The organism is Nocardia nepalensis, assembly GCF_048910785.1.
GTDB classification, from domain to species: Bacteria; Actinomycetota; Actinomycetes; order Mycobacteriales; family Mycobacteriaceae; genus Nocardia; species Nocardia nepalensis.
The window spans coordinates 211,714-228,878 of sequence record NZ_JBKBET010000038.1 but is presented as its reverse complement, the minus strand read 5'-3'; the positions used below and the strand labels follow the sequence as shown (position 1 = coordinate 228,878).

The 17,165-nt window shown below is 66.3% G+C and carries 19 protein-coding genes; 12 read left to right on the top strand and 7 right to left on the bottom strand.

The features are described from left to right. Positions 1-70: 70 nt before the first annotated feature. The 3 genes from ACHQ4I_RS35585 to ACHQ4I_RS35575 all read left to right on the top strand — a co-directional run bounded on the left by ACHQ4I_RS35585 (position 71) and on the right by ACHQ4I_RS35575 (position 3,098). Entirely contained in the window at positions 71-1,129 is a 1,059-nt protein-coding gene (locus tag ACHQ4I_RS35585; protein WP_420776288.1) for an RNA polymerase sigma-70 factor, read from the top strand. Between the two features lie 82 nt (positions 1,130-1,211). Then, positions 1,212-2,306 (top strand): NAD(P)/FAD-dependent oxidoreductase, encoded by a 1,095-nt coding sequence (locus ACHQ4I_RS35580; protein WP_420776287.1) that lies wholly within the window; start codon positions 1,212-1,214, stop codon positions 2,304-2,306. A 54-nt stretch (positions 2,307-2,360) separates the two neighbouring features. Beyond that, a complete protein-coding gene (locus tag ACHQ4I_RS35575; RefSeq protein ID WP_420776286.1) occupies positions 2,361-3,098 on the top strand; it encodes a Clp protease N-terminal domain-containing protein in 738 nt (245 codons plus the stop codon). Between the two features lie 183 nt (positions 3,099-3,281). Here ACHQ4I_RS35575 and ACHQ4I_RS35570 read toward each other — a convergent pair whose 3' ends face one another. Next, the gene (locus tag ACHQ4I_RS35570; protein WP_420776285.1) at positions 3,282-5,336 is read right to left on the bottom strand and encodes an NAD(+) synthase; all 2,055 of its coding nucleotides are present in this window, start codon (positions 5,334-5,336) and stop codon (positions 3,282-3,284) included. Between the two features lie 44 nt (positions 5,337-5,380). Further along, the gene (locus tag ACHQ4I_RS35565; protein WP_420776284.1) at positions 5,381-6,055 is read right to left on the bottom strand and encodes a suppressor of fused domain protein; all 675 of its coding nucleotides are present in this window, start codon (positions 6,053-6,055) and stop codon (positions 5,381-5,383) included. Positions 6,056-6,297: 242 nt separating this feature from the next. Here ACHQ4I_RS35565 and ACHQ4I_RS35560 point away from each other — a divergent pair, with 242 nt between their 5' ends. Next, entirely contained in the window at positions 6,298-6,597 is a 300-nt protein-coding gene (locus ACHQ4I_RS35560; protein ID WP_420776283.1) for a hypothetical protein, read from the top strand. 209 nt (positions 6,598-6,806) lie between these two features. Next, entirely contained in the window at positions 6,807-8,432 is a 1,626-nt protein-coding gene (gene groL, locus ACHQ4I_RS35555) for a chaperonin GroEL (RefSeq protein ID WP_420776282.1), read from the top strand. Between the two features lie 100 nt (positions 8,433-8,532). Here groL and ACHQ4I_RS35550 read toward each other — a convergent pair whose 3' ends face one another. After that, positions 8,533-9,465 carry a DUF6585 family protein gene (locus ACHQ4I_RS35550; protein WP_420776281.1) on the bottom strand — a complete coding sequence of 311 codons (933 nt, stop codon included), beginning with the start codon at positions 9,463-9,465 and terminating at the stop codon, positions 8,533-8,535. Between the two features lie 162 nt (positions 9,466-9,627). Then, positions 9,628-10,638 (bottom strand): SMP-30/gluconolactonase/LRE family protein, encoded by a 1,011-nt coding sequence (locus tag ACHQ4I_RS35545; RefSeq protein ID WP_420776280.1) that lies wholly within the window; start codon positions 10,636-10,638, stop codon positions 9,628-9,630. A 117-nt stretch (positions 10,639-10,755) separates the two neighbouring features. On the opposite strand from ACHQ4I_RS35545, the gene ACHQ4I_RS35540 reads away from it, so the two are divergent. Together ACHQ4I_RS35540 and ACHQ4I_RS35535 are read left to right on the top strand one after the other, a co-directional pair. Further along, positions 10,756-11,214: a MarR family winged helix-turn-helix transcriptional regulator gene (locus tag ACHQ4I_RS35540; protein ID WP_420776279.1), complete on the top strand. Its 459-nt coding sequence runs from the start codon at positions 10,756-10,758 to the stop codon at positions 11,212-11,214. A gap of 69 nt (positions 11,215-11,283) precedes the next feature. Further along, positions 11,284-11,823, top strand: a complete 540-nt coding sequence (locus tag ACHQ4I_RS35535) for a hypothetical protein (protein ID WP_420776278.1) — start codon at positions 11,284-11,286, stop codon at positions 11,821-11,823. 1 nt (position 11,824) lies between these two features. Here ACHQ4I_RS35535 and ACHQ4I_RS35530 read toward each other — a convergent pair whose 3' ends face one another. After that, positions 11,825-12,097 carry a hypothetical protein gene (locus ACHQ4I_RS35530; RefSeq protein ID WP_420776277.1) on the bottom strand — a complete coding sequence of 91 codons (273 nt, stop codon included), beginning with the start codon at positions 12,095-12,097 and terminating at the stop codon, positions 11,825-11,827. Positions 12,098-12,110: 13 nt separating this feature from the next. Here ACHQ4I_RS35530 and ACHQ4I_RS35525 point away from each other — a divergent pair, with 13 nt between their 5' ends. The 4 genes from ACHQ4I_RS35525 to ACHQ4I_RS35510 all read left to right on the top strand — a co-directional run bounded on the left by ACHQ4I_RS35525 (position 12,111) and on the right by ACHQ4I_RS35510 (position 15,142). Continuing rightward, positions 12,111-12,503: a DUF2867 domain-containing protein gene (locus tag ACHQ4I_RS35525; protein WP_420776276.1), complete on the top strand. Its 393-nt coding sequence runs from the start codon at positions 12,111-12,113 to the stop codon at positions 12,501-12,503. Positions 12,504-12,561: 58 nt separating this feature from the next. Continuing rightward, positions 12,562-13,362: an HAD-IIA family hydrolase gene (locus tag ACHQ4I_RS35520; protein WP_420776275.1), complete on the top strand. Its 801-nt coding sequence runs from the start codon at positions 12,562-12,564 to the stop codon at positions 13,360-13,362. A gap of 235 nt (positions 13,363-13,597) precedes the next feature. Further along, the gene (locus ACHQ4I_RS35515) at positions 13,598-14,230 is read left to right on the top strand and encodes a TetR/AcrR family transcriptional regulator (protein ID WP_354958787.1); all 633 of its coding nucleotides are present in this window, start codon (positions 13,598-13,600) and stop codon (positions 14,228-14,230) included. 51 nt (positions 14,231-14,281) lie between these two features. After that, complete coding sequence (locus tag ACHQ4I_RS35510) at positions 14,282-15,142, top strand: alpha/beta fold hydrolase (RefSeq protein ID WP_420776274.1); 861 nt, start codon at positions 14,282-14,284, stop codon at positions 15,140-15,142. 1 nt (position 15,143) lies between these two features. Here the strand turns inward: ACHQ4I_RS35510 and ACHQ4I_RS35505 are convergent, their stop codons facing one another. Together ACHQ4I_RS35505 and ACHQ4I_RS35500 are read right to left on the bottom strand one after the other, a co-directional pair. After that, positions 15,144-16,061 (bottom strand): NADP-dependent oxidoreductase, encoded by a 918-nt coding sequence (locus ACHQ4I_RS35505; RefSeq protein ID WP_420776273.1) that lies wholly within the window; start codon positions 16,059-16,061, stop codon positions 15,144-15,146. A 35-nt stretch (positions 16,062-16,096) separates the two neighbouring features. Continuing rightward, positions 16,097-16,570, bottom strand: a complete 474-nt coding sequence (locus tag ACHQ4I_RS35500; RefSeq protein ID WP_420776272.1) for a luciferase domain-containing protein — start codon at positions 16,568-16,570, stop codon at positions 16,097-16,099. 68 nt (positions 16,571-16,638) lie between these two features. On the opposite strand from ACHQ4I_RS35500, the gene ACHQ4I_RS35495 reads away from it, so the two are divergent. Then, entirely contained in the window at positions 16,639-17,067 is a 429-nt protein-coding gene (locus ACHQ4I_RS35495) for a winged helix-turn-helix transcriptional regulator (protein WP_420776271.1), read from the top strand. The last annotated feature ends 98 nt before the right edge of the window (positions 17,068-17,165 follow it).

The following is a 17,165-nucleotide window of genomic DNA, read 5'->3' as shown; positions in this document are numbered from 1 at the left end:
CTCGCCTGGCATTTCTTAAGGAATCACCAAGAGCCAGCGGGAATGCTGCGGCTATGAGCGAGGCGCAGTCATGAGTAGTGTTGCGGCGCTTGGGGGTTTCGGTTTCTGGGGTTTCGATCTGGGCCGGGTTTTCGGTGGTGGCCGCAGCATTGGGTCGCGTAGCGAACTACTCGTGGCCGGATCGATCCCGACCGGTACCGTCATCTTCGGCGGGCGAGCACGGAAGAAGGTGGCGGTGGAATCGGACGGATTGCGCGAATTCCAGGCGCATCGCCCGCGCCTTTTCGCGCTCGCCTATCGGATGCTCGGATCGGCCACCGAGGCCGAGGATGCGGTGCAGGAGACCTATCTGCGCTGGGACGGCACCGATCGCGTCGCGATTCGCTCGGCCGAGGCCTGGCTGACCACCGCGATCGTGAATCTTTGCCGCACCTGGTTGGTTTCGGCGCGGGCCCGCCGGGAGACCTATGTCGGACCGTGGCTGCCGGAGCCGGTGCCGACCGCGCGCGGTGAGCTCGGGCCGTTGGAATCGGCGGAGGAGCGCGAGCTGGTATCGCTGGCGCTGCTGATGGCGCTGGAGCGGTTGAGCCCGATCGAGCGCGCGGTTTTCGTCCTGCGCGAGGCATTCGGCTACGCCCATCGGGAGATCGCGGACATGCTCGCGGTGTCCGAGGCCAATTCCCAGCAGATCTTCCGCCGGGCGAGTGTGCGGGTGCGCGAAGGGCGGCCGCGCTTCGATGTTCCGGTCGACCACGCCCGCGAGCTGATCGAGCGTTTCCTGAAGGCGGCGCGTATCGGGGATGTCGAGGCGCTGGAGCGGATGCTCGCCGCCGACGTCACCTCGACCGCGGACGGCGGCGGCCTGATCACCGCGGCCAGGCGGCCGATTGTCGGGGCCGCCACTGTCGCTCGCTATCTGATCGGTCTGTTCAGGAAGGAAGTGCCCGGTACGGAGATCGCGCTCGAGGAGATCAACGGTGCGCCCGCCGTCGTCGTCCGCGTGGCTGGGGAGCCCATGCTGGTAGCCGGCGTGGACATCCTCGACGATGCGGTGACCGCGCTGCGGATGATCATCAATCCGGAGAAGCTGTCCTACATCGGCCGTGTCGACGGCGTGGCGCCACAGTGATGCGGGTCATGTCCCGAAGCTGTCATGGATCGGGGGTCTGTCCGGTCTGAGGGGTGTAGGCCGATCGAAAGGGAGCCACATCATGACCGGACAGCATCGAATCGTCATCCTCGGCGCCGGATACGCGGGGCTGGCGGCGGCCCGCAGACTGGCGCGCACCGCGCGCAACGCCCACATCACCGTCGTGGACGCTCGTGCGAGCTTCGTCGAACGAGTGCGATTGCACCAATACGGTGTGGGACAGTCGATCCCGGAGTGGGACCTGCGAGAGTTGCTCGAGCCCAAGCGGATCCACTTCGTACAGGGCTGGGCGAACGGCATCGACACTGAGCGCAAGCGGGTGCTGATCGACGGCGCATCGGCGCTCGGATACGACTCGCTCATCTATGCATTGGGCAGCGCGAACGACGTAGCCGGGGTGCCGGGAGTCGCCGAGTACGCGTATTCCGTGGCCACGCCCGAGGATTCGGCGTCATTGCGGAGCGGCATCCCGGCGGGGCGGATCGCGGTGGTCGGCGGCGGTGCCACTGGAATCGAGTTGGCCGCGGAACTGGCGCAGTCCCAGCCGGATTCGCGAGTGCTGCTGCTCGGCTCGGATGAGCCCGCGTCCTGGCTTTCCCGGCGGGCGCGCGCTCATGTGCGGCGGGGGCTGGAACGGCTCGGAGTCGAGATACGTTCGGATGCGAAGGTTATCGAGGTGATGCCAAAGGGTGTGCGGCTGGCCGACGGTGCGGTGGTCGAGGCGGCAGCGACCGTGTGGACCGCGGGGTTCGGTGTGCCGGATCTGGCCGAGCGAGCCGGGCTGATGGTGGATGGGCACGGCCGGGTGCTGACCGACGAGACATTGCGGTCGACATCGCATCCCGACGTGTACGCGGCGGGCGATTGCGCGGTCATCGCCGGGCCCGGCGGCCGAGAACTTCGGATGGCCTGCGCGACCGCATTGCCCGCCGGTAAGTACGCCGCCGATGCCCTCGTCGCGCGCCTCGCCGGTCGCGCACCCCGTGAGCTGCGGTTCCGGTACTACTTCCAGTGCATCAGCCTGGGCAGACGCGACGGTGTCATCCAGTTCCTGCACGCGGATGATTCGCCCGGGCGGACCGTGCTGACCGGACGGACAGCGGCCTGGTTCAAAGAGCAGATCGTGCAGGGTGCGGGCCGGGCGGCGCGACCGTAAGGCCATCGTCAACTAAGGGTTGACGATGCTGGATCGTCAACCTATCGTTGACGCATGACAAATAACGTACGGCTCGACGATCTGATCGAGGGCATCAAAAAGGCGCGTCCGGACAACGTGCTCGAACAACTCTCCGACGCGGTGGTGACGGCCGGGCACCTCGGCGAGGTGGCCGATCATCTGATCGGCCACTTCGTGGATCAGGCTCGCCGCTCCGGCGCCTCGTGGACCGATATCGGCGCCAGCATGGGCGTCACCAAACAGGCCGCACAGAAGCGGTTCGTGCCGAAGGGCCCCGGCGATCCGGGGGAGGCCGCGGCCATGGATCCCAGTGCGGGCTTCGCGAAATTCACCGAGCGTGCGCGACAGGTCGTGGTGGTCTCTCAGGAGGCGGCGCGCACGTCCGGTCATCCGCAGATCGCCGTCGGGCATCTGGTGCTCGGTCTGTTGTCCCAGCCGGAAGGCCTTGGCGCCCGCGCGATTACCGCCCAAGGTGTCGACCTCGATACCGTCCGGAACGCGGCCACGGCGGCGATCGCCGAACAGCCCGCCGATCCGGCGAATCTGCCGGCGCTCATTCCCTTCGGACCCGAGGCCAAGAAGGTGCTGGAGCTGACCTTCCGCGAGGCGCTTCGCCTGGGACACAACTACGTCGGCACCGAACACGCCCTGCTCGCGCTGCTCGAACAGGAGAATGGTTCGGGAATCCTGTCCGATGTCGGTGTGGACAAGGCGAAGGCCGAAGCCGATCTGGTCGAACTGCTGTCGGTGATCGTCGCCGAGAAGTCATGAACATCCGGGCCGCGCTCGCGTCCGGCCGACGCCGAATCACCTGGATAGGCATCGGCATTCGGGCAGCACACGCCGCCAGAGCGCGGCAGCGGCGGGCCATCCGCTCGCGCGGGATATCGGTGCGTCGCGGCTCCCGGATGACGGTTCCGCTCGAATATCGCCCGCCGGTCGCGGCCTGAGCGCTCAGTCCGGGACATTGCGGGCGAGTTCGTCCAGCCACGCCGCCGCGGAGGCGTCGCTGGGGGCGCGCCAGTCGCCCCGTGGCGAAAGCGACCCGCCCGAACCGACTTTCGGAGCATTGGGCAGGGTGGAGCGTTTGAACTGGCTGGTCTGGATGAAGCGGCGCAGGAATTCGGCCAGCCAGTATTTGATGGTCGGCAGGTCGTAGGTGTGGCGCTGGTCGGCCGGGATGAGGTCCGGCCAGCTGCCGTGATCGCGCTCGGACCAGGCGTGCCGGGCCAGGTAGGCGACCCGGCTCGGGCGGTAGCCGAAGCGCAGCGAGTAGTAGAGGTGGAAGTCCTGTAATTCGTAGGGACCGACGGTGGCCTCGGAACTCTGGCTCGGTGCGGTGGAATCCTCGCTGGGCACCAATTCCGGCGAGATCTCGGTCAGCAGGATCGATGACAGCACCTTGCTCGCCTCTTCGCCGAACTGGTGGGTGTCGACGGCCCACGCGATCAGATATTTGATCAGCGTCTTCGGTACCGAGGCGTTCACGCTGTAGTGCGCCATATGGTCGCCGACGCCGAAAGTGCACCAGCCCAAGGCGAGTTCGCTTAGATCACCGGTGCCGACGACGAGTGCGTTGTGCTGGTTGGCGAGTCGGAACAGATGCGAGGTGCGCTCGCCGGCCTGCACGTTCTCGTAGGTGACGTCGTACTGCGGAACACCTTCGGCGGCAGGGTGATTCAGATCGCGCAGCATCTGGGTGGCGGACGGGCGGATATCGATTTCCCGCGCGGTGACGCCGAGTGCGTCCATGAGCGCGTGCGCGTCGGTGCGGGTGCGGGTGCTGGTCGCGAAGCCGGGCATGGTGTAGGCCAGCACATTCGTCCGCGGCAGCCCGAGGCGATCCATGGTCTTGGCGGCGACGATCAGGGCCTGGGTGGAGTCCAGTCCGCCGGAGACGCCGATGACCAGGCGCTGGCTGCGAGTCGCCCGCAGTCGGGTGCTCAGGCCCTCGACCTGGATGTGGTGCACCTCGGCGCAGCGTTCGTTGCGGGCCGCCGGATCGCTGGGAACGTAAGGGAAGCGCTGGATTTCGCGCCGCAGCGCGATAGCGCTCGTCGGAATGGGCATCTCCACCTCGATGCGCCGCAGCCGGACCAGCCGCTCGCGGTGATCGTGCACATTATCGCCGAAGCTCGTGGTGCGGATGCGATCCGCGGCCAGCCGCAGCAGGTCGAGATCCGCGGTGACCAGCTGGGGATGGTCGCAGAATCGCTCACCTTCCGCGACCAGATCGCCGTTCTCGCACACCAGCGCCTGTCCGTCCCAGGCCATATCGGTGCTCGATTCACCATGTCCCGCAGCCGAATACAGGTAGGCGGCCAGATAACGCGCGGAATGCGATGTGCACAGCTCGCGCCGGTAGTCGGCCTTGCCGATGACGATATTGCTGGCCGACAGATTGACCAGCACCGTCGCACCGGCCAGCGCGGCATATCCACTGGGCGGCAATGGAACCCACCCGTCCTCGCAGATCTCCAGATGGAAGACGAAGCCGTCGACATTGGTCGCGGTGAACAGCAGATCGGAGCCGAACGGCACCCGCTGGCCCGCGATCGTGATGTGGTCGTCCAGATTCTCCCGGGCCGCCGCGAACTGGCGCTTCTCGTAGAACTCGCGATAGTTCGGCAGGTAGCTCTTGGGCGCCGCGCCGAGCACGGTGCCGCGGCAGACCGCGATCGCGCAGTTGAACAGTCGGCCCTGCGCCCGCACCGGCGCCCCGACCACCAGCACCGTATCGATCTCCGCGCTCTCCGCCACCACGCGTTCGAGCGCCGTGTCCACCGCGTCGGACAGTGCGTCCTGGTGGAACAGATCGTCGGCGGTGTAGCTGGAGAGCCCGAGTTCGGGGAAGACGGTCATCGCCACACCGTCGGCGGCCGCTCGCCGGGCCAGTTCCAGCGTCTGTTCGACGTTGTACGCGGGATCGGCGACCCGGACCCGCGGCACCGCGACCGCCACCCGTGCGAAACCGTGCCGGTAGAGCGAGTCGAATGGCAATTCGGGCACGGTCGTCCCCTTTCGGGATCGTTGATCTTCCTCGAGTGCGAAATCTACGCCCGCCCGCGCAGGCCGCCGCCCCAGCGCGGCCATTTCGCCTGGGCCTTCGGCTCCTCGATCAGCGGTCCGCGATCGATATCGGTGACGAACAGCGGCAGGCGCGGCGCGAGTTGGTCGAGCACCGCGAGCGTGTGCCCGCCCTGTGCGGCCCGGTACTCGGGCATGGTCAGGCCGACGATCTGCAGGAACTGGACGCGGCCGTGCGGTGTGTCGATGACGCCGAGCTCCGGATCGACGGTGAAGGCGACGGCGTGGATCTGCGAATCGGCCCGCTCGGCGGCGATCGGGCCGTTCGCCTTGATGGTGTGGCCGGGTGCGAACCCGTTGCCGGACTGGAAGACGTAGCGGGCCAGGTTCTGCAGGAAGGTGGCGGGCCAGACCGGTGGCTCCGGATCGTGCGGCGCTCGGACCAGCCGGAAGGTGAACTCGAATCCCCAGCCCGATTCGTCTGGATTGTCCCATTCCTTCTCGTACAGCTCGGTCATGCCATAGCTGACGTAGTGCCAGTGTGGGACCGGTTCGGTGCGCGGATAGGCGCTGATGCCGTCCAGCGGATCGGGTCCGCCCAGCGACCACGGGACCCGCGTGCCCCAGTGGCTGGGTTCGATGTCGTGGTACAGCTGTTCCAACGCGGCGTCGATAACGTTCCAGCCGGGACTTTCACTCACTCGGACACTGTAGGTCGGTAACGACCCACCCGGCGCGGTGCCGGATTTGCGGCGTTCGCCGGGCCTCGCGTGGTCACGCTCCGCTACCGCCTCCGGGCCCGTCGCTCGCGCCGCGTCGCATCGATCGGAACTCATTGGCGGACAGTCGTTTGCTGGTCGGACCGCTTGCGGCGGCCGCGCCGATTCGGGACCGGTCGGCCTGTCGGGAAAGGCCTGATCCGACGCACCGGTACGCTATAGCAATGGCGGATGACAAGGATTCCGACCTAGTTGCGGGGGAACGACGCGCCGATCTCGAGCGTGCGCTGACCTATGTGTCCACCGAGTCGCAGCCCGACGGCAGCTACATCATCAACGGCGACCTGCCGCCCGATGTCGCGCCGCCGTTCATTCGGGCGATCATGCGGGTGGAAGCTGAGCTGCTGCTGAACGATGCGGAACTCGTGACGGTCGATGAGGGAGAACCACGCACCCCCGAGCAGCGCCGGGCGGATGCGTTCGTCGCATTGATACTCCGGGTGGACGACCGCAGTTCGGCCTGAGGGTCGGACCTTGCACTCGATACCCCTGAGTGCTAAAAAGGGCTTTGGCACTCTCGACGTGTGAGTGCCAGGTCGGGACGGTGAGACCGGGTTCCATCGACACCCTCGGTCGTCCGTCGCGGGCACCGAACCTGGCCAGCGTAAATGGGGCGATCCAACCTGCGGTCGTCCTGTGTGTCAGCCATATACATGTGGAGGATCTCAACGCAATGGCCAAGACAATTGCGTACGACGAAGAGGCCCGTCGCGGCCTCGAGCGGGGTCTCAACGCCCTCGCCGACGCGGTCAAGGTGACGCTGGGCCCCAAGGGTCGCAACGTTGTCCTGGAGAAGAAGTGGGGCGCCCCCACGATCACCAACGATGGTGTTTCCATCGCCAAGGAGATCGACCTGGAGGACCCGTACGAGAAGATCGGCGCCGAGCTGGTCAAGGAAGTTGCCAAGAAGACCGACGACGTCGCTGGCGACGGCACCACCACCGCCACCGTGCTCGCTCAGGCGCTCGTACGTGAGGGCCTGCGCAACGTCGCGGCCGGCGCCAACCCCCTCGGTCTGAAGCGCGGCATCGAGAAGGCCGTCGAGGCCGTCACCGCCAAGCTGCTCGACACCGCCAAGGAGGTCGAGACCAAGGAGCAGATCGCCGCCACCGCCGGTATCTCGGCGGGCGACTCGTCCATCGGTGAGCTCATCGCCGAGGCCATGGACAAGGTCGGCAAGGAAGGCGTCATCACCGTCGAGGAGAGCAACACCTTCGGGCTCCAGCTGGAGCTCACCGAGGGTATGCGCTTCGACAAGGGCTACATCTCCGGTTACTTCGTGACCGATCCGGAGCGTCAGGAAGCGGTCCTCGAGGATCCGTACATCCTGCTCGTCGGCTCGAAGGTTTCCACCGTCAAGGACCTGCTGCCGCTGCTGGAGAAGGTCATCCAGGCCGGTAAGCCGCTGCTGATCATCGCCGAGGACGTCGAGGGCGAGGCCCTGTCGACCCTGGTCGTGAACAAGATCCGCGGCACCTTCAAGTCCGTCGCCGTCAAGGCGCCGGGCTTCGGTGACCGTCGCAAGGCGCAGCTCGCCGATATCGCCATCCTGACCGGTGGCGAGGTCATCAGCGAAGAGGTCGGCCTGTCCCTGGAGACCGCTGGCATCGAGCTGCTCGGCCAGGCCCGCAAGGTCGTCATCACCAAGGACGAGACCACCATCGTCGAGGGCGCGGGCGACGCGGAGGCCATCAAGGGCCGCGTTGCGCAGATCCGCACCGAGATCGAGAACTCGGATTCGGACTACGACCGGGAGAAGCTGCAGGAGCGTCTGGCCAAGCTGGCCGGCGGTGTTGCGGTGATCAAGGCCGGCGCCGCGACCGAGGTCGAGCTCAAGGAGCGCAAGCACCGCATCGAGGATGCCGTGCGCAACGCCAAGGCCGCCGTCGAGGAGGGCATCGTCGCCGGTGGTGGCGTGGCCCTGCTGCAGTCGGCTCCGGCGCTGGATGACCTGAAGCTCTCCGGTGACGAGGCGACCGGTGCCAACATCGTGCGCGTCGCGCTGTCGGCTCCGCTGAAGCAGATCGCCTTCAACGCGGGCCTCGAGCCCGGCGTTGTCGCCGAGAAGGTGTCGAACCTTCCGGCGGGCCACGGTCTGAACGCCGACTCGGGTGAGTACCAGGATCTGCTGGCTGCCGGTGTCGCCGACCCGGTCAAGGTGACCCGTTCGGCTCTGCAGAACGCGGCCTCCATCGCGGCTCTGTTCCTGACCACCGAGGCTGTCGTCGCCGACAAGCCGGAGAAGGCCGCCGCTCCCGCGGGCGACCCGACCGGTGGCATGGGTGGCATGGACTTCTGAGTCCCGTTTCCCTGCACCATTTTTGAACCCGAAGGCCGGTCCACCATTGGTGGACCGGCCTTCGGGCTTTGTAGTTACTTGGAAGATGTTGGGGGGCGGGTTAATTCGACGCGGGGCTCAGGTTGTGGGCGGTGCGGTCGGTGGGCTGCGAAGTGGATTCGGGTTCGGGCTCGGCAACCGTTTCGATTTCGGCAACCGGCGCAACGGTATTCGGCTCGAGTTCTGCGGCGGACTCGGCCGCCGCGGCCAGACGTAGCCGCTCGGCGAGTTCATTGAAGATGTAGAAGTTCGGGATCTGGCCGACGGGGGCGAGGGAAACCCAGTTGCCGTCCACCTTCATGCGGACCAATCCGCTTCGGGCGTCGATCAATTGGATCTGTTCCCAGGCGAAGGTCTGGTCGCGGAAATAGAGTGCGGTCAGGTCGAGGGCGAGCTCGCCGAAATGGACCGTCTCGCTGTCGTCGATCGCGGTAACCGCCCGGGGGAGTTGGGCCAGGGTGATGGCCGACTGAATCGCCTTGCCCCAATCGCGCCCATCGGCGAACAGGGTGTCGTCGAATGCGGCGTCGGTGCCGTCGGGGCCCGTCATACGCAGTGAGTATTCGGTGGGGGCGGAATTCTGGAACGGGATGACCTGCTGGCGCACTTCGGCGCTGTCCCAGCGGAATCCGGCGACCTTTTCACCGGAGCGGTACACGGTCATACCGGAGTCGAACAGGTCCAGTCGCGCGGCGCGGTGCCGACGATTGTGCCGCCCGCGCAGGAATGCCATTGATGCGGGAACAAGCGCGATGAGTCCGATAGCGAGTGCACCCGGATATGCCCCGACAGTGACGCAGATTACGCCGACGGCCGTGAATCCGCCCGCGACGATCCCGAACCCACGCACGAATGTATCGCTCGCCGGCGCCGGTAGATAGGTCTGTCGGTGCGTGCCGAGCTTCTGATATTCGGCCATCAGATGGATCAGCTGCGACAATGGAACCTTTTGTGGCCCGCCGGTTCCGACATCGCCATGGCTCGGAGTGGTCAATTGTCCCTCCATGAGGCGGTTTTCTCCGCGGCGAAGCGTATGTCACTCGACACGAGGCCGCCACCCCAGCCCCGTTCGCGCACGATCGGCCGAGCTTACGCCACTGTTGTGGCGTAAGCGTGGTTCGTGCGTGGCGTTTCGTTCAGAAAAGTTGCGGCCGGATCAGATTCCGTCGACCGCCAGGACGGCGAACGGCGTGGCCGGGGTGCCCGGACCCATCGGTCCGCCCTTGTCGAACTGGGAGGACACCACCAGCGTCCGATCATTGCTGCGGATCAAGGTGGTCGGGATGCTCAGCGACGCATCGGTAAAAGTGCGCTCCAGCTCGACGCTCGCGCCATCGTCGGTGATCTTCCAGCGGGTAATCGTATTGCTGGTGTTCTGAGCCGCCCACAGCGTATTGCCGTGCAGTTCCATTCCGTCGCCATGCTTCAGGTCGGCGCCGCGCATGATGACCTTGCGGATCGGGTCCGGCGAATTCATCGCGGTCGCAACGCGATACAGCTCACCGGCGTTCATATCGACGATCAGCAGATAGCGGCCGGAATCGTCGGACACAATGCCGTTCAACGTGAACGCGTCCGGCGCATGCGCGCCGATAACGGTGCTCAGGTCGAATTGTGTTGTCAGATCGGCCCGTCCGCCGTGGGCCGCGGCATCGGTGACCTGGTCCGGGGTGATCCGGTAGACCACCGGGCGCAGGCTGTCGGTGACGTACGCGGTGCCGTCCGGCGTAATGGCCAGATCGTTCACCAGGCGCGGCCCGGCGCCGGTGACATCGAAGCGGGCGATCAGTGCGCGGCTGGTGGTGTCGTACACCGCGACTCCGGCCGTCGAGTCGATAACCCACAGTCGCCCTGCCGCATCGACTTTCAGTCCGTTGGCGGTCTTGCGGCCGTCGGCCCCCTCGGGCAGGAAGATCTCGGCGCGCTTCGCGCCGGGTGTGGCTCGGTAGATCGCGCCGGTGGCGTACGAGCCGACGTAGGTGTCGCCGGTGCGCGGATCGGCGGCGATGCCCTCGGGGTAGGTGCGATCGCCGGGCAGTTCGTACGCGGTGCCGATGTGTATGGCCGGTTGGCCGGCGGTTTGGGTCTCCGTCGCCGTGCCACAGGCCGCGACGGCGGTGCAGGCAACGGCGGTGGCGATGGTCGAGAGGGTGCGGAACATGCTCATGGCTCCTGATGGTCGAACATTCAGATGTACCCACATCTTAGAATGAGTGCGAATGTATATTAGAACTCTAATTAACGTCAAGAGTCTAACGAGATGATGGGCGGATACCATGCGGAGATGACGTCCATGCACTCCTCCGAGCGCCTCGGCTCCTATATCAAGCGCGCCGAACAGGCTCTCAACTCGGCGAAGAGCGCGGCGCTCAAACCGGCGGGCCTGACCGTCCCCCAGTACGGGGCCCTGCTGTTCCTCACCGAAAATCCGGGTATCAACGCCGCCGCGCTGGCCCGGCTGTGCGGGGTAACCCCGCCGACCATGAATACGATCCTGACCAATCTCCAGGACCGCGGCCTCATCGAGCGGATCCCGCACGCCTGGCACAAGAACGTCCTGGAGACCCGTCTCACCGAGGCGGGCGCGGCGCTCGCGAACGAGGCGGATGTGCAGGCCGTCCGCGTGGAGCGCGCGTTGGCCGACGAATTCACCGAAGCCGAGCACGCCGCACTGCGCGGACTGCTCACCCGCTGCGCCGACCTGCTCGATTCGATCCGCCCCGAATCCGCGCCGCGGAAATAGCTATCGGGCCGGATCGGACGATGGCCCGCGGCCATCATCGAAAAGCCCGGGGCCGCAGCCTGTCCGATCATGACCAGTACGAAAAGCGCTGCGCCGCCGCCCAATATCCCCGGCGACCCCCTCTCCGGCCGCAACCGGCTCGCCGAGCTGCGCCGCGACGATCTCGAACAACGCCAGCCGAGTTGCTCGACGCGATCAGCAATGGCTCGCAACGCCGTTGACCTGTTCAAACGCCCCAAAAGTAGTGGCTTTACCGGCGACGCCGTAGCAGGTGCACTTGGTGCGAGGACAAGCCTCGAACGTCACTCGGGGGTGGGGACAATGAACGTGACCTTGGTGGTGATCGTGGTCGGCGCGGTGCTGTTTTACGGCACGCTCGCGATTCTCAATTTCGCGCGCGGCAGCAGTCGGGGGAGCCGAAACAGTCAACGCCGGAGCCGATGGAGTGCGGGCGGCGGTGGCGACGGCGCGGGCGGGGGCGGCGGGGCTGGCGCTTGTAGCGGCGGCTCGAGCTGTGGTGGCGGGTCCAGCTGTGGTGGTGGTGGCTCGAGCTGTGGTGGCGGCGGCTGTGGCGGAGGCGGCGGTGGTGGTTGCGGCGGCGGCAGCTGATTCAGCGCCGTTTCGGCGGCAGCAGACTCTGAAATGCCGTATCCACCAACCTCCTTCGCTGGGCATCGGTGCTCGGGAGCGCGTCGGGGGAGACGCGGGCCAGTTGGTTGAAGCCGTGGTAAATGCTCACGGCGACAACCGCTCTGGTCCGCGCCTGTCCGGCGGGCAGACCCAATTCGCGCAGTAGTTCGGCAATGTATTCGATGCGCCGGTCGGCGACCCGGCGCAGCACGGCGGCGACCGGCGCCTGGTCCGCCGAGGCCAGCAGTGCCAAACGGAGGAATGTGATGTCTGCTCATCGTCTGGTCGAGATTCCCGAAGCAGCGGCGCTGGCGCGTTCCGTACCGACCGATTGGGATTACATCGATTCCTACGAAATAGCGTTTCCGTCGGGCGCTCCCACGGATCCTCGCGAATGGTCACGAAAGATATTCTTCGGCAAGCCTTTTCCCGATCGCGAAAGCAGTGAGCGCGAACATCTGACGGCCGATGCGATGTCGGTCCTCGACTTTGTCGTTTCGGTTCTCGTCGACGACGATACGGTCGCCATCACCTCCATGGTCGAATACCGAAATCGTTTGGGCCGAATGTATTTCGCCGTCGTGCGCCCGTTCCACCGCAGACTGGTGCCGTGGATGCTGGCACGCGCCGCTCGTCAGTTCGCGCGCGCCGCCCACTGACACGCCATGCCGGGCGTTTGCCGAGACGACTTCGGACGACGGTCGTAGGCTGGAAACCATGTCTGGCGACACTCGGATCGGCGGTGTGCTCTACGACATCGACGGCGTGCTGGTGACCTCGTGGCACGAGATCGACGGTGCCGTCGACGCGGTGCGCCGGATACGCGAAAGTGGTTTGCGCCGCGCGTTTCTCACCAATACCACCTCGCGTACCTGCGATGAGATCGCCGAACGGCTGCGGGCCGCTGGCTTCGACGTCGACGCCGAGGAGATCGTCACCGCCGCCCGGCTCACCGGCGAGTACGTGGGCCGTCACTACCCGGATGCATCGATCTGGGTGCTCAACCACGGCGATATCCGGGCCGATCTCGCCGCGCTCACCCTCGATGACGAGCATCCGGACGTCATCGTAATCGGCGGTGCCGGTGCGGAATTCACCCATCGCGCGCTGAGTCGGGTGGTCGAGCTGATGCTGGACGGTGTGCCGGTAGTCGCGATGCACAGCGGCCTGACCTGGGCCACCGATGACGGGCTTCGCATCGATGCGGGCGCGTACCTGCCGGGTTTGGAAGCCGCGGGCAATGCCGAGATCACGGTGGTCGGCAAGCCCGCGGCGGCGGGATTTCGGACCTGCGCCGACCTGATGGGTCTGGATCCGTCCGAGGTGCTGATGATCGGCGACGACCTGCACTCCGATGTGCTCGCCGCCCAGCAGGTCGGCATGACCGGAGTTCTGGTGCGCACCGGGAAATTCCGGCCCGGCGTGTTAGCTGCGGCATCGACCGCGCCGGATCACGTCATTGATTCCGTTGTGGAACTGCCCGCGTTGTTGAAAGGTTTGCCGAACCGCCGAAAATAATTTCTAAAAAAGTCCTTCAAAACGATTCGCGCGTGCCGAACCTCTCGGTATCGTCCGTGTCGGCAAACAACCAGTGACGAGTCCGGTTGCTGCGGTTAGGTCGTAGATCTGCAAGACGGTCGGCGCAATCGCAACCGGGCGGCCAACTTTCGGCTAACGCGCGGCAGGCCAAAGGTTGACGCGAACGGCCCGATCCATGACAAGGGCATCGAACGCTTCTGTATTGTCTGGCCCAATGTCACAGGATGCGAATACGGGACGAATGTATGCCGGGCAACCCGTAGAGGACCGGCAGCGTCAGCGGCGTGCGCGTTTTCTGGAATCGGGCCTAACGGTCTTTGCGCGCGACGGCTACGCCAATAGTTCGGTCGGCGCGATCTGTAAGGACGCCGGACTCTCCTCGCGGCAGTTCTATGAGGAGTTCACCGGTCGCGAGTCCCTCCTACTCGAGCTCTACGAGCAGATCGATAGGGAATCGCGCGAAGCGGTGACCGCCGCCCTCGATAAGAAGTCCGATGCGACCGCACTCGAAATCATCGATGCCTCGGTGCGTGCCTACGTCGAGTCCATCGGCGCCGATCCGCGCAAGGCGCGCGTGGCGCTGGTGGAAGTCGTCGGCGCGGGGCCGAAGGTGGAGAAGTTCCGGCTCGAGCTGCGCCGCGTCTGGGGTTCGCTACTAGCCAGCGCCGCCGAGGATGCGGCCATGCACGGCGAAATCCCCACGGGCGATTACGAGATGCGGGTGCTGGCCATTATCGGCGCGGTCAACTATGTGGTGGACTCGTGGAGCGGTTCGGATCCGCGGCCGCCGCTGGACGACGTGATCCGGGTGCTCAGCCGGGTGATCATGGGTGCGGTCGGGGCATAGTTCGGGGTCGCTGCGGACGGTGCCGACCATGGGCGCGGTAGCGTGCGCATCATGGAGAAGGTTCCGATCCAGATGCCGGATGGCAGCACCGTGCCGGTGCGGCTGTTCCCGGCGAGCGGGACGCACCGTCATCCGGTGACGCCGGACGCCCCACGTCCGGTGGTGGTGCTCGTGCCCGGCTTGGGCGTTCCGGCCGGGTACTACGAACTGTTCGCCACCGCACTGGCCGCCCGTGGTTTCGACGCGGCCATCGGCGAACTGCGCGGCGCTGGTGACAGCAGGCCGCGCCCGAGCGCCGCCAGCACCTACGGCTACCACGAATTGGTCTCGGTCGACTTCCCGGCGATCTTCTCGGTGGTGCGCGACCGGTTCCCGGACAGCACCCCGTACCTGCTCGGCCACAGCATGGGCGGCCAGCTCGCCGTGCTGTACGCCGCGCGCATCCGTGGCCGGCTCGGCGGGCTGATCCTGATAGCGTCCGGCACCCCGTATCACCGTGGCTTCCGCGGGATTTCGGGCCCCGGCATGCTGGTCGGCACCGCGGCCATCTCGGTGACGGCCAACCTGGCCGGCTTCTGGCCCGGCGACCGGATCTCGGTGGGCGGGTTCGGACGCCAGTCGAAGGTGCTGATCTCCGACTGGGCCCGGCTGGCCCGCACCGGCCGCTTCGTGCCGGTCGGCGCGGATATCGACTACGAGGAGCGGATCGGCAGGCTGAAACTGCCGGTGCTGTCCATCACCATGACCGGTGACGACCTCGCCCCCCGCAGCTCGGCGGCGCACCTGCTGGCGAAGATGCCCAATGCCGATGTGACAACCTGGGTGCAGCCGGAACCGGTGGGGCACAACGGCTGGATCCGCCAATACCGCAGCACCGTCGACCAGATCGAGAAGTGGCTGCGCGACCGGTGAATCAGATGGCCACCGCCAGCTTGCCGAGGGTGCCGGTGGTGAAATCGGCGATGGCCGTTGGCGCATCGGACAATTCGTAACGCTTGGCGATCGGCACGCGCAGTGTGCCCGCCGCGGCGGCCGCGGCAAGTCGGTCCAGGTTGGCACGGCTCGGATCGGCCATGACATCGGTGGTGACGAGATCGCCTTCGGTCGGAGCGAAATGCACCGTGGAGGCGAATCGTCCGCCGCGCGTGACCAATCCGGCGACGGTCGGGCCGTCGCCCGCCAGATGTAGCGCGGCGGGTACGCCTTCCGGAGCGATTTTGCGGACCTCGGTCACCAGATCGGTGTGGTCGACGGCATGCTCGGCGCCGAGTGCGGTGACGAAATCGGCTTCCGCACCGGGGCGCGCGGTGGCGATCACTCGGACCCCGCGGGCGGTTGCCAACTGGATGGCGAACGCGCCGACGCCGCCGGTCGCGCCCGAAATGAGAAGCGTCTCACCGGATTCGGGATCGATCGCGTCGAGGGCCGTCAGCGCGGCCGTCCCCGCGAGTCCGAGTGCGCCCGCGGCGTCCGCGTCGAGCCCGGACGGGATCGCGGCGATGCCATAACCGGCTGGCACCGAGACATATTCGGCGAGGCCGCCCTGGCCGAGGGTCGGCCGCATGACCACGCCGAACACCTCCTGTCCGACGGCATATTCGGTGACCTCATCGCCGACGGCGGCGACCGTGCCCGCGAAGTCCTTGCCGAGTACGACCGGGAACTCGTGCTCGAAGACGCCCCGCATATAGCCGCCGAGCACACCGAGGTCGAAGCCGTTGATCGAGGTGTTGCGCACCCGGACCAGCACTTCGCCGGGGCCGGGCGTGGGCGCGGGCAGTTCGGTGAGGGTCGCCGGGTTGCCGAATTCGGTGAATGCGATTGCGCGCATCAGGTTGTCTCGCTATCTGTTTCGGTGGTGTCGGATTACTGCTGCTGTGCCGCTTGCCGCCAGGAGGCGTACATGGCGGCGGTGGTGAGGGCGAGTTCGGATTCGTCGCGGGGCGCGTAGAGCATCACGATCGTGTCCGGCCACTGCGGTCTCCTGCTGATCGGATGCGGTTCGATCCAGCCCGCCTCGAACAGTGGTGCGATGACCGCATGAGGCAGCGTGAGGTGCAGGAATCCGCTGCGATGGATATGCCCGAACTCGTCGCGGCTCGGGTGTAGGAATGCCTCCCACGGTCCGCGTGGTTCATGTAGGCGCAGAGCCAGTGAGCTCGGTTCGGACACTTGGCTGGGCCCGGTGAATACGCCGGGCAGCGCCTGCGCGCGCTCGACGAGCGCCGCTCGGATCTCCGGTGGTGCGAAGCCGTCGAGCTGGTCGTGTGGAATCTCGCGGCCGGTGGTGGTCGGCCGCGGTCCGGACCTGCGTGGCGGCTTCGCTAGATCGACGTCCATGTCGCACCGCACTTTCTGTTCGTTGGTTACTTCTTGTGTGCAACAGAAATCTTGTCGAGAATGGGCGAATGGCGGAAGAAGGCACTTTGACTCGCGTACCGAACATCGATGTGCGTGACCCGATCGAACCCATCGGCGCGGGGGCGGCGCTGTGCCAGCTCCGTGATGTGCTCGACCGCGTCGGCGATAAGTGGAGCGTGCTGGTGATGGCACTGTTGAGCGCTGGACCGCAACGCTATTCGCAGCTGCAGCGGTCGATCGAGGGGATCTCGCAGCGGATGCTCACACTCACCCTGCGCAGCCTGGAACGCGACGGACTCGTCGCGCGCACGGTGACACCGACATCACCACCGCGGGTCGACTATCAGTTGACGCCCGTCGGTGCGACGCTGTCGTCACAGGTCAATGCGCTGATCGAATGGGCAGAGGGGCATCGCGAATATGTGGCGAACGCACGCATCCGCTACGACACGGCGCAATCGGAACGATCATCCTAGGCTGGGTTCGTTTCCAATGAGCAACGGCAGCAATTGAATCGGTCGGGGAAAAGGTCGGCCCGGTGCACACTGGGAAAGGCGTACACCGGGCCGGGGTG